The following is a 15,882-nucleotide window of genomic DNA, read 5'->3' as shown; positions in this document are numbered from 1 at the left end:
GCAAGTGCGATTTCGTCAGGAGTGCCGGTTCGTCGACACGATCTCGCGGGACGGCTGGGCTTTCGAGACTGAGGCGTTAAGCGCGCGGATCGAGCTGGCCGACTTCCATCGGCACTTCTTCCCAATTCTGGCCGGCCGCCACGATGCAGGTGTCACCGGAGGTCCGGGTCACCACGATCGTCCAGGTCCCCTGCTTGGAGACGAAGACCTGCATGACGCGCTGGCCGCCCACGAGACCGAGCGCCTTCGGCGTCTCTTTGTATTCTTTTGCGAGGATCCGCACCATGTCGTCATGCTCGGCGCATTTCGGCACGGACAGCATCGGGCTCGTCGCCATGGCGCTGGTTGAGAGCGCGGCGGCCGCTGCGGCCAGAACGGCGGAGCGAACGATGTGCGCCCCAACTGCAAATGGCTTTCTCATCATCCACTCCTTGCGTTCGACCGAGCTTCCCGTGACGAGCTTGCCGGAAGCTTGATCCCGGCGAGGCCGACGCGAAGAACTCGGCGTCATCGAAGTGTGACAAAGCCAAGAAAGGGCGACAATCTATTGGAATCGCTACCAAACCAATTGATGAGTGCTGGCGCATTTGTGCAACAGCACTTGCACAATAAGCGGGCTAACGAGCGACTGAAATTGCGGCACCTGCCTCTGTTTGACCATTGAACTGAGTTTTGGAGGTCGAATAGAGGCGAGCGACCGTGCTGCTGCCCTGATCAAGCAGCGTGACTTGATTGCCTGAGAGGTTCCAGGCGGAGACAGCCTGCAGCGCCGGCGACGTGCAGCCACGGGTCGAGGCCCGATAGCCACCCGACCAGCTCGTCAAAGACATGAACAGCTGACAGCTGTCGCCGCCGGAGGACACCGTCCAGCCGCCAAGAAGATCTGTGCGGCCGATCGGTGCGCCGCCTGAAGATGGAGGCGTAGCAGTCGCCGTCTGCACGGTGCCGTCCGCGCCCGGCCGGAGATCCGGCGGTTCGCCCATCATCGGATCGTTAGCGGCGTTCGCCCCGCCCGGGGGCGGCAGCTCGCTCTGCGACACAGTTCCCACCGGCGCTGCCGCCAGCGGCCGCGGCGGCGGAGGGGGAGAATAGCCGTTGTTGCTTTGGCCGCCGAAATAAGCGGACTGACAGGCGGCGAGGGAGGCAGCGAGCGCGGCAGATACGGCGATCGCGCGCCAGGAATGCGACATGACGAGACTCTCGTGTGATGGTGCAACACCTGGCGAGCCTTTTGGCGGGAGAGCCTGAGACTCGACTTGACCCGACTTCTGGCACGTCCTAGGCGGTTTGTCACGAAGGGCGGCGCAGATGGCGATGGCTGAACTAGGCTGGATGCAGAGGGCGCGCCAGCGGGCGCTGAGAACGGCAGTCCGTCAAAGGCGAGGCCATATCGTCGATCAGCTCATCGCCGAACGCGGCATTGGACTGGTCGCCAATCCCCTCTGGCCGCTTTATCGGCCGCTTCTTTATAAGATCCTTCATTATCGCGAAGCGGTCGAGATGGCCGATACGCTGGGTCCGCTGCCGGGCACTGCGGGGATGCGCTATATCAGCGAGCTTCTGTCCCTCAACCTGGAGATCTCCGGAATTTCGCGCATTCCGCGTGAGGGCGGGTTCATTATTGCAGCGAATCACCCGACGGGCATCGCCGACGGGGTGGCCGTTTATGACGCCGTGCGACAGGTGCGCGGCGACATCTCCATTTTCACCAACCGTGACGCCGTGCGCGTGAATGAACGTTTGGTGGAGCATCTCATTCCGGTGGAATGGCGCGAAGAGCACCGCAGCCTGACGAAGACGCGCGAGACGCTGCGCCTCTCATCCAAGGCCTTCGCAGAAGAGCGCGCCATCGTGGTCTTTCCGGCGGGCCGCATCGCCTATTGGCAGGGCGGCCGCCTGAACGAGCGGCCCTGGCAGGTTTCTGCCGTGTCGCTTGCCCAAAAGCATAAGGTTCCGGTCCTGCCCTGCCGCGTCACGGCACGCAATTCTTGGCTGTTCTATCTCTTCGGCAATCAGGGTCTGACAGAGTTGCGGGACATGACCGTGTTTCACGAGCTGCTCAACAAGCGCGGCAAGACCTTCAAGATCAACTTCGGGCCGCTCATCCCGCATACGGCGCTGCAAGGGAGCGCCGCCAAGCTGACCCAACAGCTGCACACCTATTGTGTCGAGAGCCTCGCAAAGGACCCCGACCTCCCCTTCACCGCGAAGGAAAACAACACATGAGCAAGACAGAAAATATCAACGGCGTGCCGTTTGAGACCATGACGCCGCAGGAGGTGCGCAAAGCACTCGATGCGCAGGAGATCGTTCTGATCGACGTGCGCACCCCGGCGGAATTCGCCTTCGAGCGCATTCCAGGCGCGTTGCTCGCGCCAATGTCGGAACTCGATGCCGCCAACCTGCCGACCCAGTCGGATAAGGCCGTAGTCTTCCATTGCGGCTCCGGCAAGCGCTCAGAGCTCGTCAGCCGCAAGGCGATCGAGGCGGGCTTCGCCAAAGCAGCCCATCTTGAAGGCGGTCTCGCCGCCTGGAAGCAGGCTGGCCTTCCGCTCATCACCACCGACTTTGCCACCGGCCAGCCAAAGCGCGTGGGAAACTGAGCCGGCCCTCACCGCCCCTCACGAGCCGGTGAGGCCTCTTTCCCTCCTCCCGCAAGACACCCATTTTAGAGCGGGTCCATTCAAGGGAGGAGCGTCATGCTCTCACGACGCAGTCTTTTTGCCGGAAGCGCGGCCATAGCCGCGCTGAGCGGGCTCGGGGTCTTTTCGGCGGGCCGGGCCGGCGCTGCAGCCGGCAGCGGTTTTCCGGTGAAACTGAGCCGGGACGAATGGAAGAAGAAGCTGACCGACAAGCAGTTTTCGGTGCTGCGCGACGAGGGCACGGAGCGCGCCTTCACCTCACCGCTCAATGACGAGCATCGCCAGGGTGTCTTCCATTGTGCCGGCTGCGACAATGCCGTCTACAGCTCCGAAGCCAAGTTTGATTCCGGCACCGGCTGGCCAAGCTTCTATGAGGCGATCGAGCCCTCCGCCGTCGCCACATCGCGCGACTTCAAGCTCATCTACCCGCGCACGGAAGTGCATTGCGCCAACTGCGGCGGCCATCTCGGTCACATCTTCAACGACGGACCCCAGCCGACCGGCAAGCGTCACTGCATCAACGGCGTGGCGCTCGTCTTCAAGCCCGCCGGTGGCGGCGAACCGGTTCTGGGCTGACCCGCGAAGGGGGGCCCGAAACGGCCGCCGACGGCGACCGCCCTTCGCCGGTCCGCCTGGCGCTTATTCGGGCTGGTGGCAGACTGCTTCGATATTGTTGCCGTCAGGATCGAGAACGAAGGCGCCGTAATAATTCGGGTGGTAGTGGGGCCGCAGCCCGGGTGCGCCATTGTCACGTCCACCGGCTGCGAGACCGGCGCGGTAAAACGCGTCGACAGCGGCCCTGTCGGCCGCGGCAAAGGCCACATGAACGCCAGAAACCTGACCGTTCGGCACGGATTGGACCCAGAAGCAGGGTTTCCCGTGGGCGCCGAAGCCCGCGCCTTCATAGCCGCCCGTTTCTTCCTTGCCGAGCGCCATGACCACATTCATGCCCAGCGGCGCCAAAGCTCTTTCATAGAAGAGCCGAGAGGCCGCGAAATTCCTTGCGGTGATGCCGAGATGGTCGATCATTGCCGGCGCTTTCCTTCGTAAGCCACATCTTCGAGACGAGACGAAACGCGCTGCGGATATTGTCGCCAGGTGCGAGGCGGCCTCGGCTTCACCCCCGCTATGGGGAACGTCTCCGTACCGAGCTCATCCTCCTTTTTGCCTGGAAAGCGAATCAATTCGCGCGGTTCTGCGGGCTTTTGCGCCGAAAATTGGCGGCGATAGCGTCCGAAGGAAGCGCGGACCTGACAAAATCGACGACCTCGATAGCAGGTATGGCGCAATCACTTTTCGCCTGATCCGTGCTCACGCGACCCACCACAACTTGTTCGCGCTGGAACCGACTCCTTTGTCGAGCAGTCTATGATGACTCTGCCTCGTGCGGTTCAGTTTGGTTAATACTTCCCATATTACTAGCGTTAATTATTCATTAAGAAATATTCGCTGACATGATCCAGAGTCAGTAGAGTGCGAAACCTGTCTGGAGGATTCTTGACAGGTTAGACTCGCCGGTGTCAGTGGATTGAAAAGCCACGTTCCAGGCGTGCTTTCGAAGGGAAACTTGAATGCCCGCACCGTTTGTCCTTGCGCATGCACCGCTGAGCGCCGCGTTCCGCTGCGCAGCGGCACAAGCGCGCGGACAGGAGGGAAAGAAAGCGCGCTCTTCGGCGGTTCCGGCGGCACGCGACCACCATGATTGCGACTCAATTCGCCTCCGCGACCGTTTCGATCAGAACCTCTCCTGGAGAAAAGGCGTGAATCGTTGTAGAATCCCTCTTGCAATCGCCGAAGTTGGCCGAAGCCGGCCAGATTTCATGCGGCTGCACTCCTGTTGCGTTTCTTCGACATGATGACGATCGCGATAAGGCAGGGCCTCTCGATGGAGGACATGGTCGCCAAACGGCTGCAGAAGCCGATGCGGGAGATGGTTGATCTCTTCCGTCGGAACCTGAAGAGCCGTCTCAATCGGGAGGACGGGCCGGCAGCCCGCCCTGACGGGGAGGCTTTCGCGTCCAATCCGCCAGCCAGGGCTCCCGCGAAGCGCGACACGCACAACCCCGAGGTCTCGCGCGGTGATCGCCGCGCCGACGAACAGCAGGCGAGCTGGCTTAGGCCGCGCTTAGCGCGCCCCGCTTCCGCTGCTCCTTCGCACGACAATCAAGTTCCGGCCGCGCGCCCGGCCCGTCAATCGCAGGCGCCCCACCCAAGGTCGGCCTACGGGGGCAATCCCCCCTTTCGCCCGTCCGCGAACCGCTCAGCCTCTCAGCCCATCAACACGAGGAACATGATGCCCGCCACCCAACCGGTGAATGGCGCGCGCGGCCAGCCGGCCCGAGCGCCAAACAACGGTGGCAGTTGGCTCTTCCCACAGGCGCGGAGCGCGCCTGCCCAGAGTCCCGCCGCCGCGGCGAAAGCCGCACCACCGGCTCGAGAACAAACCTCTCCGAGCTGGCTTTACCGTAAGCCCGCCGCGCCGCAGACAAACGGCACGGCAACCCCCGCTCCGCAGGCTGCGCCCGCCGCGACCCCCTCGAGCTGGCTCTTCCGTACGCCAGCCGCACAGGCAAACGGCAAGGCGAATGGCCATGCAAACGGCAAGGCGGCGCTCAAGGACACCGCGGTGTCGGCCCCTCAGGGCTGGTTCTATCGCAAGCCTGCGCCGCAGGAGAGCGAAGAGCCCGAGCAGTCGGCCCCGGCCGAGGTGATGAGCTGGGTTTACCGTCTTGCCTCCGAAGCCAAGGAAAAGGGCAAGGCGGAAGCATCGGCGCTCGGTTCGCCCTTCGAGACGATCAGCAGCTGGTTCACCGGCAGCTCCAAGGCGAAGGAAGATGCAAAGGCCGAGCCGGCGAAACCCCAGGCGCCGGTGAGCTGGCTTTATCGCAATTCTGCGCCTCAGCAGCAGGCATCGAGCCAGAATTCCGAGCCTGCACGCCAGACCGGCGCTCCGCAGGCGAGCTGGCTCTACCGCAACGCCGCACCCCGAAATGGCGCAGCGCAGACCAACGGCCAAGCCGAGGCGGCAAAACCCGCCCAACAGGTGGTTCAGCGCAGCAGTTGGCTTTTCCCGAATGGGCGCGGCCAGGCCGTCGAAGCCGAATCGCAAGCGCAATCGCCGGCAACCAACAGCGCGCCGCAGAGAAGCTGGCTTTATCGCAATGCCACGATTCAGAACGGCGCGCAGAAACAGAACGGCGCAGAGACGTCTGCCAAACAGCCGACACAGCCGGCAGTGAGGGGCGGAAGCTGGCTGTTCCCAGGCACGCATGCGCGCGCCCAGGCTCAGACCAACAGCAAACCTGCCCAACAGCAACCGGCCAGGACGGCAGGAACCGCAAGTGCAGGCCAGACGAGCTGGCTTTTCCGCACGGCCACACAACCAAGTCGTGAGAGGGCACCAGCCCGCGCGGCACAAAACGGTGGCAGCTGGCTCTTCCCGGGCACACATCAGCGTGCACAGGCAGAGACGGCGCCAAAGCCGGCCCAGCAGCAGGCCAATGGTCGCCAGGCCGCGTCCGCTCGCGCCACGAACGGTGTCGCGACGGCGGGATATCTCTACCGCTCGAATGCCGGAGCGCCGATCCGTGCAACCCGCCAGGCACAGCCGCAGCAGGCACCCAGCCGTGCCCCGGCGGCTGCCCGAGCAAATGGCGTGGCACAGACGAGCGTGAATGGTTCGTCCTGGCTCTTCCCGAGCGTGCGTGCTGCGCAGCAGAAGCCGGCGGCTCACACGGCCCAGGCAAACGCTCAGAATGGTGCGCGTGTCTATCGCACGGTTCCGAGTGTTCCGCGCCAGGCCGGACGGCCGATCCAGGTTCGCCAGCAGCGGCCTGTGCAGACGCCCGCCCAGGCTCCGATTGCGGCCCGCACACCGGCGCGCAGCGAGGAAAGCTTCTACTACGCGATGGTGAAGTGGATCCGCGCCCGCCTGCCGGAGCGCCAGTGGGCCGATGGCGGCACCTGGCTCTTCCCGCAGGGTTCGCCGATCATCTAGATCGCCGCACAAGACACGAAAAAGCCCCGCAGCGTCGTGCTGCGGGGCTTTTTTTTGCCTCAGGCACCGCTGGTCGAAATCGCGGTGCCCGTGTCTTGCGCGACTTCGCGTTCAGACGCGCCGCTCAACCATCATCTTCTTGATTTCACCGATCGCTTTCGCCGGGTTGAGACCCTTCGGGCACACCTGCACGCAGTTCAGGATCGTGTGGCACCGGTAAAGCCGGAACGGATCCTCCAGCTGATCGAGACGTTCGCCGGTGCGCTCGTCACGCGAATCGACGATCCAGCGATAGGCCTGCAGAAGTGCGGCCGGGCCGAGATACCGATCTCCGTTCCACCAATAGCTCGGGCAAGACGTCGTGCAGCAGGCGCAAAGAATGCACTCGTAGAGCCCGTCGAGCTTTTCGCGATCCTCATGACTCTGCAGGTGCTCCTTTTCCGGTGTCGGCGACACCGTCTGCAGCCACGGCTCGATCAGCGCATGCTGCGCATAGAAATGCGTCAGATCGGGCACGAGATCCTTCACCACCGGCATATGCGGCAGCGGGTAGATCTTGACGACACCGTGGATATCGCCCCAGCCCGTCGTGCAGGCGAGCGTATTCGATCCGTCGATGTTCATGGCACAGGAGCCGCAAATGCCTTCCCGGCAGGAGCGGCGCAGCGTCAAAGTCGGGTCGACCTTGTTCTTGATCCACAACAGGGCATCGAGAACCATTGGTCCACAATCGTCCGTATCGACATAATAGGTATCGAGACGTGGGTTGCGGCCGTCTTCGGGATCCCAGCGATAGATCTGGAATTCCTTGTGTTTGCTGCCCGCGGGCTTCGGCCAGACCTTGCCGCGGTGAACTGTCGAGTTTTTCGGAAGAGTCAGCTGAACCATAGATTTTCGCCGTGCGTAGAACCGCCATTCACATGGGCGGCAGGTGGACCCGGATCATCCGCTTACCGCATACTGAGTGCTGCAGAAAGCTTCGGCCGGCTTGCGCCAACCTCTTCTTGCGCGCATGAGGGCGTCGATTGCAAGTGCGAGACCGACGAGGGGTGAATGGAAGAGCGAGTGACCAAGGCCGGAACGAAATCGCGCACCGGCGGCGAGATCCTGATCGATCAATTGGTTGCGCAGGGCGTCAGCTGTCTCACTTGCGTGCCGGGGGAGAGTTATCTTGCAGCGCTCGATGCGATGCATGACCGCTCCATCGATGTGCTCGTCTGCCGCAACGAAGGCGGTGCGGCGATGATGGCCGAAGCCTACGGCAAATTGACCGGCCGTCCCGGCGTCTGCTTCGTCACGCGCGGGCCAGGCGCCACCAATGCAAGTCATGGCGTGCACATTGCCGAGCACGATTCCACGCCGATGATCCTGTTCATTGGACAGGTTGAGCGCGGCATGCGCGAGCGCGGAGCCTTCCAGGAAGTGGATTACAACGCCTTTTTCGGCGGGCTCGCCAAATGGGTCGTCGAGGTGAACGAGGCGGAGCGCCTGCCGGAACTGGTCGCCCGCGCTTTCCGGACCGCGATGCAGGGGCGCCCCGGCCCGGTCGTCGTGGTCCTGCCCGAGGACATGCTTGTCGACGAGGCGGTCGTCGAGGATGCGCCGCGCGTCGAAGCGGCCGAGATCTGGCCAGGGGCCGACGATCTCGACGAGTTCGCCCGTCTTCTGCGCAACGCCCGGCGTCCGATTGCCATTCTCGGCGGCTCGCGTTGGAGCGAGACGGCCGTCGCGGACTTCGCCGCCTTTGCGCAGCGCACCGGCCTTCCGGTCGCCACCTCTTTCCGCCGCGCCCATCTCTTTCCCTCAGACCACCCCAATTACGCAGGTGATCTCGGCATCGGTCCCAATCCCAAGCTTGCCGAACGCGTGCGCCAGGCCGACCTCATTCTTCTCGTCGGCGGTCGTTTCTCCGAAATGCCGTCGTCATCCTACACGCTCGTGGACGTGCCCGTGCCGGCCCAGAAATTCGTGCACGTGCATCCGGGGGCCGAAGAGCTAGGTCGAGTCTACCAGCCGACGCTTGCCATCCAGGCGACGCCTCAGGCCTTCGCAAAGGCGCTTGTGCGGGCCGAGCTCGAGATCGGCGCCCCCGCGCAGGAGGCGGGTGCGGCCCATCAAGACTTCCTCGACTGGTCGGGCGAGCCGCTCACCGTGCCCGGTCGGTTCCAATACGCAGAGGCGATGACCTGGCTGCGGGACCGCGTGCCGCCCGAGACGATCATCTGCAACGGCGCCGGCAATTACGCGGGCTGGATCCATCGCTATTACCGTTTCCGCCGCTTTGCGACGCAGCTTGCGCCGGTTTCGGGATCCATGGGCTATGGTGTGCCGGCCGCAGTCCTCGCCAAACGTCTCTATCCGGAGCGCATCGTCGTCGCTTTTGCGGGTGACGGATGTTTCTTGATGAACGGCCAGGAATTCTCGACCGCCGTGCAGCACGACATTCCGATCATCGTGATCGTCGTCGACAACAGCATGTTTGGCACCATCCGGATGCATCAGGAATCGCGGTATCCCGACCGTATCTCGGCAACGCGGCTCTCCAATCCCGATTTTGCCGCCTATGCGCGCGCATTCGGCGGCCATGGCGAGACGGTGGCGAAGACGGAGGAGTTCGCACCGGCGTTTGAGCGGGCGCTCGTGTCCGGCAAGCCGGCGATTCTGCATTGCTTCATCGATCCGGAAGCCATCACTCCGGCGCGCACATTGAGCGAGCTGCGCGGCAGCAAGGCCGGCTGACAACGCCCGAAGAAGAAGAAGAAGGAGCCGGGTGGCAATGAGCGAGCTCCCATTCGACCTGACGCTGGAGGGCGCCCCCGGCGAATGCGTGCGCCTGTCACAGCGCGTGCGCCGGGTGCTTGCGCCCAATCCGAGCCCCTTCACCTTTCGCGGCACCTGCACCTACATCGTCGGCACCGGCGAGGTTGCGGTGATCGACCCGGGCCCCGCCGATCCGGCCCATATCGAGGCCCTGCTGGCGGCGGTCGCAGACGAACAGGTGCGCCATATCCTGCTGACGCACACGCACCGCGACCATTACCCGGCGATCGCCCCCCTCGCAGAAGCGACCGGGGCGATGGTTGCCGGCTGCCGCGGCACGCGCGAAAGCGTATCCGCCTACAAGCCGGACCGCATCCTTGAGGACGGTGATACGATCGAAGGCCGGAGCTATAGGCTGACGGCTCTCGCAACCCCAGGCCACGCAGCCAACCATCTCTGCTTCGAACTTGAGGAAGAGAAGGCCCTGTTTTCCGGCGACCATGTCATGGGCTGGTCGACCTCGGTGGTGATCCCACCGGACGGCAATATGGGCGACTACATGGCCTCTCTGAGGCGCCTGCTCGATCGCGACCACGACATCTACTGGCCCGGGCATGGTGGCCCCGTTACGGAACCGAAACGGCTTGTCCGGGCCCTTCTCCAGCATCGCCGTCAGCGCGAGAAGACGATCCTCGCGGCCCTCGGCGAGGATCCTGTGACCATCGATGTGATCGTCGAGCGGGTCTATCAAGGCATCGCCGAAAACCTGCGTGAGGCGGCAGCGCAGTCGACGCTCGCGCATCTTTTCGATCTCGTCGCGCGCGGCGAGGCCGCAAGCCTCGGCCCGCCGAGCCGAACGGCTCGCTATTGCCGCGCCAACCCCAATTGAACGGCGAAAGTCTTCCCCGGGGAGCTGGCCAGAGCGACGTTTTACGACTTCACGCTGTATACCGGACATGCGCCTCGACCAGTGGGTGACGATTGGATCGCTTCGTAGAGAAACCTGCCGCTTCGTCACCTTTCTGCCGCAGACCAATCTTAGCCGGCTCGAAACGACACCCGCCTGGACGACACACGATGAAGATTTCACGCCGAGCTGCGCTCGCCGGAGGAGGAGCGCTCGCCCTCAGCCCATTTGCCGGCCGCAGCTTCGCAGCGCCCAATGTCGAGACCGACGGTATCCTTTACGGGCCGACGCAGCCCTTTTCCTTCGACCTTCTGAAGGAGACGGCGAAAACCGTCTCCGAGGCCCCCTGGGAGCCGCCCTCCTCCACCATGGCGGAGATCCTCGATAAGATCGATTACGACGCCTATTTCCAGATCAGCTATCGCAAGGACCGCACCTTGCGTCTGGGTGGCGACAGCGGGGCGCCGATCCAGCTCTTTCATCTCGGCCGCTACCAGAAGGACCCGGTCACCATCGCGGTGGTGAAGGACGGCAAGGCGCACGAGGTTCTCTACCGCCAGAGCTATTTCGATATGCCGGCGGGCCACATCGCCCGCAGCCTGCCCCAGAGCATCGGCTTCGCCGGTTTCCGGGTGATGGCGGAAGACTTGAAATGGGACTGGTTGTCCTTCCTCGGCGCCTCTTATTTTCGGTCGCCCGGAAGCGGCAAGCAATATGGGCTGTCGGCACGCGGTATCGCCGTCGATACGGGCCTGGCGGCGGGCGAAGAATTTCCCCGGTTCAGCCGGTTTTTCCTCGAGGGCGTGCCCGGCGATCCCGACCGGCTGACGGTCTATGCCCTGCTTGAAGGTCCGAGCCTGACGGGTGCCTACCGCTTCGATTGCGCCCGCGAAGCGCGCGTCGTCATGGAAACAGAGGCCGTCCTCTTCCCGCGCAAGTCGATCACCCGCCTCGGCATCGCCCCGTTGACCTCCATGTTCTGGTACTCGCAGAAGGACCGACAGCACGCGAAGGACTGGCGGCCCGAGATCCACGATTCCGACGGGCTCGCCATGTGGACAGGCAGCGGCGAACGGATCTGGCGACCGCTCAACAATCCGCCCTCCGTGATGACCAACAGCTTCAGCGACGTAAACCCGAAGGGGTTCGGGCTCCTTCAGCGCGATCGCCATTTCGACCATTACCAGGACGACGGGGTCTTCTATCATCGCCGTCCCTCGCTCTGGGTCGAACCCCTTGAAGGGTGGGGTAAGGGCGCGGTGCAGCTCGTGGAGATCCCGACCGATGACGAGATCTACGACAATATCGTCGCTTATTGGACCCCCGAGGAGAAGATCGAACCCGGCAAGACGCTTGATCTGAAATATCGCCTGCATTGGGGTTTCGACGAACCCTACGCCACGCGCGCCGGGCGGGTCGTCGATACTTTTATCGGGGCAGGTGGCGTTCCGGGCCAGCCGCGCCCGAAAGACGTCTATCAATTCGTCATCGACTTTGCCGGCGGCGATCTCGGTCGCTTTACACGCGAAGACGGCGTGACCGCCATGGTTAATGTTTCACGTGGCACATTGGGGCGCTGCAGTGCCTATCCGGTGGTCGACAGCGCCGGCCTGTTCCGTGCCGCCTTCGAGGTACAAGTCACAGGCAAAGAGCCGGTGGATCTGCGGCTCTTCCTCAAGAAGGACGGCGAGGCTCTCACAGAGACTTGGATCTCGCAGTTCTTCCCTGCCAGCATGGATCTCGCCGACAACCGCTGAGATATGCGCCGCGAGACGTGACGGACGAATCGGCCGTCGCGTCAGCGCTGCCACCACCATTTGCGACACTCGAATGCTCGTTCCGGCTCCGAAATGGCAAGGTCGGCGAGTTGCCAATCCTCCATCTCCGACAGTTGCTGCCGTTGACGTGAACGCATCGTGCCGAGCTTGAGGCATCGCCAACACCGAGCTGCCGCGCCACTCCCAAAGTGCGTTTTTCGAACTAATATATCGTCCATGGCGGCATCAAAGCCGCTTGTACGCGCCGTGAAAAACGATATTCTCGTACAGGTGATGTTCTATAATCTCACATAATGCGGCGCCTACCCTCCCTCAACGGGCTCCGCGCCTTCGAAGCAGCCGGTCGCCACGGCCGTATGTCTTTGGCGGCGGAAGAGCTGAACGTCACCCACAGTGCCGTTTCGCGTCAGGTGCAGCAGCTTGAAGACGTGCTCGGCGTTCCGCTCTTTGAGGGGCCGAAGAACGCCATTCGCCTGACAGAAGCAGGCCGCGCACTCCTGCCCGGCTTGACGGCCGGTTTCGACCAACTACAGGTGGCCGTCGCGCGCGTTGCGACACGGCGATCCTCGCTCATCGATCTCGCCTGCAGCGGGACGCTCGCCATGCGCTGGCTTATTCCGCGTCTGCACATCTTCAAGGAGCAGCACCCGGAGATCGAAGTGCGCTTGACGGCATGCGACCACGATGACGAGTTCGCACGCATTGATTTCGACCTCGCTCTCCGGGTGGGCGCCGGTCCCTGGCCTTCCGGCCTTGTGACACGCACGCTGTTTGCCGAAAGGACGGGGCCTGTCCTTTCCCCCGCGATCGCGCGGCTCATCCCGCAGGACATCGCCGGCCTGCCGATTCTGCACACCCGCACCCGGCCCCACGCCTGGGCGCAATGGGCGGCAGCGAGTGGCGAAAGAAATCCCGCAAGCGAGCTCGAGGACACAGCCGCGGCGGCCGTCTATCAGCGCTTCTACTATCTCCTGGAAGCAACGACTGCAGGCCTTGGCGTGGCGATCGGACCCTGGCCGCTCGTGGCCGGCGATATTGCGGCAGGTCGGCTCGTCGCACCCTTCGGGTTCTGCCCGAGCGGCAACGACTACATCGCGCTATGGCGGCCGCGCCAGACAGCGGCGCTCACGCTTCTCCTCGATTGGCTTTTCGAAGAGGCGGAGCGCTTTGAGCGAACGTCGCCGCCCCCCTTCACCTGAGCGGCGCCACACCTCTGCCAGAACCCATCATCGCTTCCGCACGCGGTGTCTGGTCGCCTGGATCCAGCGACTTTTCAGCATGACTTCAAGGCTCGATTGCGCGGCGGAGTGAGGAAGCGGGGCGCTCATGGTCACGCCCTAGCGGGGAGAAGCACCTCAGCGGCAGTTTCGCGACAACGCGTTTTGCGCGCCGCGGCCGGAGAGAATCCTCTTGAAACGAAAAGGGCGGCCGAAGCCGCCCCCGGATCGCGAACGAAGCGGTTCAGGCCTCGAACTTTCGGTAGCTCGACTGCCGTTCCAGCATCCAACCCGGATATTCCGGTGCAAGCCGGCTCACCTCATCGAGCGTCTTGAGCTCATCGTCAGAGAGGCGCACCTCGACGGCGGCGAGATTGTCGTCCAGCTGCTCCATGCGCTTGGCACCGATGATGACGCTCGTGACCACCTTCTGATGCAGGAGCCAGGCGAGAGCAATCTGGGCCACGCTGACGGAATGTGCCTCGGCGATCTTGCGCATCTCGTCGACGACTGCATAGCCGCGGTCCTTATCGACCGGCGGAAAATCGAAGGTCGCCCGCCGACCGTCACCCGATTTTTCGTCGTCGCGGCTGTATTTACCGGAGAGAAAGCCGCCAGCGAGCGGGCTCCACACCATCAGCCCCACCTTCTCGGAGGTGAGCATCGGCACGATCTCGCGCTCCAGATCGCGTCCAGCGATCGTGTAATAGGCCTGCAGTGAGCGGAACGGCGCGAGGTTCTTGCGCTCTGAAATTCCGAGGGCTTTGGCGATCTGCCACGCCGCCCAGTTGGACACGCCGACATAGCGGACGTGGCCGTGGCGCACGAGCGTGTCGAGGGCTTCGAGCGTTTCCTCGATCGGCGTCAGCGGATCGAATCCATGGATCTGATAGAGATCGATATGGTCGAGCTGGAGACGCTCAAGGCTCTTCTTCGCCTGGTCAAGGATGTGATACCGCGAGGCGCCGGCGGCGTTCGGTCCTTCCCCGACGCGGCCCAAAAACTTCGTCGCCACCACGACGTCGTCGCGGGCGACACCGAGATTCTTGAGCGCCTGCCCGGTGATCGTCTCCGAGCGGCCCTCGGCATACACATTCGCCGTGTCGATAAAATTGACGCCGGCATCGAGGGCGCGACTGAGAAGTGCATCGGCGTCCTGCTGTCCAAGATTGCCGATCTGGCCCCACAGCCCCTCGTTGCCGCCAAAAGTCATGGTGCCGAAGCACAGTTCCGAGACAAGAAGGCCGGTCTGGCCGAGCGGATTGTAACGCATACATTCGTCCTTTCGCGTGGATCGGCCCTGACCTGTTCGCACGAGGCAGGGCCGCAAATGGTGGATCCCCCGAGGCAGAAACCTCATACCGATCGGCACCGCTCCTGCGATGCGTCGCTCTTTGGCCGGCGACCGGCGGATGGCGACCGGATCTTGCACTTGGCGCCCGATCGGTCACTTGGCGGATCGTGACCGAAATGGCGTGCCCGGTGCACGTCCGCCACGCGGATGCTGTCACCTTTTTGCCTGATCCTCTCAGCCGTGAGATTTCCTTGTGGCGACCGCGCTCTCAAACATCTATCTCTGCCGTGCACTCTCGCGGACAATGTCCATGCCGGAATCCCTTGCGAGCCTCGATGCTCTGAGCACACTGATCCGCCGCCATTGTGATGGCCACCGTTGCCAAACGCCGGTGCCGGGCCTCACTCTCGTGCGCTCGGATGGCCTGACGCTCCCGACCGCATCGATTTACGAGCCGCTTCTTTGCGTGATCGCAGGCGGTGCCAAGCGCGCCATGCTCGGCGACAAGCTCTTCGAATATGGCGAGGGCAATTATCTCGTCGTCTCGGTGGATCTGCCCGTTGTTGGGCAGATCTGCAAAGCCAGCCGCGAAGAGCCCTATCTCGCCCTGGCCATACGTCTCGACCCGAAGCTCCTCGCCGCAATGCTTCTGGAAATGGGCAATGGAGAGCCAGAGACAGGGCTCACTCCTGGATTGTCAGTCAGCCTTCTGACTCCTGAGCTCCTAGACCCGATCGTGAGGTTTACCAGCCTCTTGGACCGACCTCAGGATATTCGCATTCTCGCACCGCTCATCGAACGGGAGATCGTCTACCGCCTGATGCGGGGACCGCAGGGCGGCACGCTCCGCCAGATTGCTCTGTCGGACAGCCGGCTGAACCAGATCAGTCGCGCCATCGCATGGATCAAACAGCGCTTCGATCGCCCCCTCAAGATTGAGGATGCGGCAGATATTGCAGGTATGAGCCCCTCCTCCTTTCACCGCCATTTCAAGGCGGTGACGGCCATGAGTCCGCTGCAATACCAGAAGCAGCTTCGGCTGCAGCGGGCCCGCCACATGCTGCTCACGCAAAATGCCGATGCAGGCAGCGTCAGCTTCGCGGTCGGCTATGTGAGCCCCTCGCAGTTCAGCCGCGAATATGCCCGCTTCTTCGGTGCCCCGCCGGCCCGCGATGCGGCACGGCTCCGCGCCTCGGCACTCGACGCCGCGCAATTGACCGATCCTGTCTGAGGCCGCCGCCTCTTTGCCGACTCAGGGAAACGGCTTCCCGGCGCGCAGGGCGGAAG

General features: G+C 63.4%; 15 protein-coding genes. 9 read left to right on the top strand and 6 right to left on the bottom strand.

Annotated features, from left to right (window positions below; genetic code table 11):
• Nucleotides 1–76 precede the first annotated feature (76 nt).
• Both J2R99_RS06690 and J2R99_RS06685 read right to left on the bottom strand, forming a co-directional pair.
• Complete coding sequence (locus J2R99_RS06690) at nt 77–424, bottom strand: hypothetical protein (RefSeq protein WP_307153665.1); 348 nt, start codon at nt 422–424, stop codon at nt 77–79.
• Nucleotides 425–617: 193 nt separating this feature from the next.
• Nucleotides 618–1,190, bottom strand: a complete 573-nt coding sequence (locus J2R99_RS06685) for an AprI/Inh family metalloprotease inhibitor (RefSeq protein WP_307153664.1) — start codon at nt 1,188–1,190, stop codon at nt 618–620.
• A 97-nt stretch (nt 1,191–1,287) separates the two neighbouring features.
• On the opposite strand from J2R99_RS06685, the gene J2R99_RS06680 reads away from it, so the two are divergent.
• The 3 genes from J2R99_RS06680 to msrB all read left to right on the top strand — a co-directional run bounded on the left by J2R99_RS06680 (nt 1,288) and on the right by msrB (nt 3,218).
• Complete coding sequence (locus tag J2R99_RS06680; RefSeq protein WP_370872285.1) at nt 1,288–2,226, top strand: 1-acyl-sn-glycerol-3-phosphate acyltransferase; 939 nt, start codon at nt 1,288–1,290, stop codon at nt 2,224–2,226.
• Nucleotides 2,223–2,603: a rhodanese-like domain-containing protein gene (locus tag J2R99_RS06675; RefSeq protein ID WP_307153662.1), complete on the top strand. Its 381-nt coding sequence runs from the start codon at nt 2,223–2,225 to the stop codon at nt 2,601–2,603. The genes J2R99_RS06680 and J2R99_RS06675 overlap by 4 nt, the downstream gene beginning before the upstream one ends.
• 96 nt (nt 2,604–2,699) lie before the next feature.
• Nucleotides 2,700–3,218, top strand: coding sequence for a peptide-methionine (R)-S-oxide reductase MsrB (gene msrB / locus J2R99_RS06670; RefSeq protein ID WP_307153661.1), 519 nt, complete (start codon nt 2,700–2,702; stop codon nt 3,216–3,218).
• A gap of 63 nt (nt 3,219–3,281) precedes the next feature.
• Here the strand turns inward: msrB and J2R99_RS06665 are convergent, their stop codons facing one another.
• Nucleotides 3,282–3,671, bottom strand: coding sequence for a VOC family protein (locus J2R99_RS06665; RefSeq protein ID WP_307153660.1), 390 nt, complete (start codon nt 3,669–3,671; stop codon nt 3,282–3,284).
• A 1,597-nt stretch (nt 3,672–5,268) separates the two neighbouring features.
• On the opposite strand from J2R99_RS06665, the gene J2R99_RS06660 reads away from it, so the two are divergent.
• Nucleotides 5,269–6,639, top strand: a complete 1,371-nt coding sequence (locus J2R99_RS06660; RefSeq protein WP_307153659.1) for a hypothetical protein — start codon at nt 5,269–5,271, stop codon at nt 6,637–6,639.
• 111 nt (nt 6,640–6,750) lie between these two features.
• Here J2R99_RS06660 and J2R99_RS06655 read toward each other — a convergent pair whose 3' ends face one another.
• Complete coding sequence (locus tag J2R99_RS06655) at nt 6,751–7,527, bottom strand: succinate dehydrogenase iron-sulfur subunit (RefSeq protein WP_307153658.1); 777 nt, start codon at nt 7,525–7,527, stop codon at nt 6,751–6,753.
• A gap of 165 nt (nt 7,528–7,692) precedes the next feature.
• On the opposite strand from J2R99_RS06655, the gene J2R99_RS06650 reads away from it, so the two are divergent.
• The 3 genes from J2R99_RS06650 to J2R99_RS06640 all read left to right on the top strand — a co-directional run bounded on the left by J2R99_RS06650 (nt 7,693) and on the right by J2R99_RS06640 (nt 12,063).
• The gene (locus tag J2R99_RS06650) at nt 7,693–9,378 is read left to right on the top strand and encodes a thiamine pyrophosphate-binding protein (protein WP_307153657.1); all 1,686 of its coding nucleotides are present in this window, start codon (nt 7,693–7,695) and stop codon (nt 9,376–9,378) included.
• Nucleotides 9,379–9,415: 37 nt separating this feature from the next.
• Entirely contained in the window at nt 9,416–10,288 is an 873-nt protein-coding gene (locus tag J2R99_RS06645; protein WP_307153656.1) for an MBL fold metallo-hydrolase, read from the top strand.
• A 188-nt stretch (nt 10,289–10,476) separates the two neighbouring features.
• Nucleotides 10,477–12,063, top strand: coding sequence for an OpgD/OpgG family glucan biosynthesis protein (locus tag J2R99_RS06640; protein ID WP_307153655.1), 1,587 nt, complete (start codon nt 10,477–10,479; stop codon nt 12,061–12,063).
• Nucleotides 12,064–12,104: 41 nt separating this feature from the next.
• On the opposite strand, the gene J2R99_RS17750 is transcribed toward J2R99_RS06640, so the two are convergent.
• Nucleotides 12,105–12,221, bottom strand: coding sequence for a YjiS-like domain-containing protein (locus J2R99_RS17750; protein ID WP_370872283.1), 117 nt, complete (start codon nt 12,219–12,221; stop codon nt 12,105–12,107).
• Nucleotides 12,222–12,377: 156 nt separating this feature from the next.
• Between J2R99_RS17750 and J2R99_RS06635 the strand changes: the two genes are divergently transcribed.
• Entirely contained in the window at nt 12,378–13,283 is a 906-nt protein-coding gene (locus J2R99_RS06635) for a LysR substrate-binding domain-containing protein (protein ID WP_307153654.1), read from the top strand.
• Nucleotides 13,284–13,545: 262 nt separating this feature from the next.
• On the opposite strand, the gene J2R99_RS06630 is transcribed toward J2R99_RS06635, so the two are convergent.
• Nucleotides 13,546–14,574 carry an aldo/keto reductase gene (locus J2R99_RS06630; protein WP_307153653.1) on the bottom strand — a complete coding sequence of 343 codons (1,029 nt, stop codon included), beginning with the start codon at nt 14,572–14,574 and terminating at the stop codon, nt 13,546–13,548.
• A 331-nt stretch (nt 14,575–14,905) separates the two neighbouring features.
• Between J2R99_RS06630 and J2R99_RS06625 the strand changes: the two genes are divergently transcribed.
• On the top strand, nt 14,906–15,826 hold the full coding sequence (locus J2R99_RS06625; protein WP_307153652.1) for an AraC family transcriptional regulator: 921 nt from the start codon (nt 14,906–14,908) through the stop codon (nt 15,824–15,826).
• Nucleotides 15,827–15,882 lie beyond the last annotated feature (56 nt).

Origin of the sequence: Rhodopseudomonas julia (assembly GCF_030813515.1) — a bacterium.
In the GTDB taxonomy this organism is placed as follows: Bacteria; Pseudomonadota; Alphaproteobacteria; order Rhizobiales; family Afifellaceae; genus Afifella; species Afifella julia.
The sequence above is the reverse complement of the archived record's forward strand: the minus strand, read 5'-3'. Positions and strand labels throughout refer to the sequence as shown.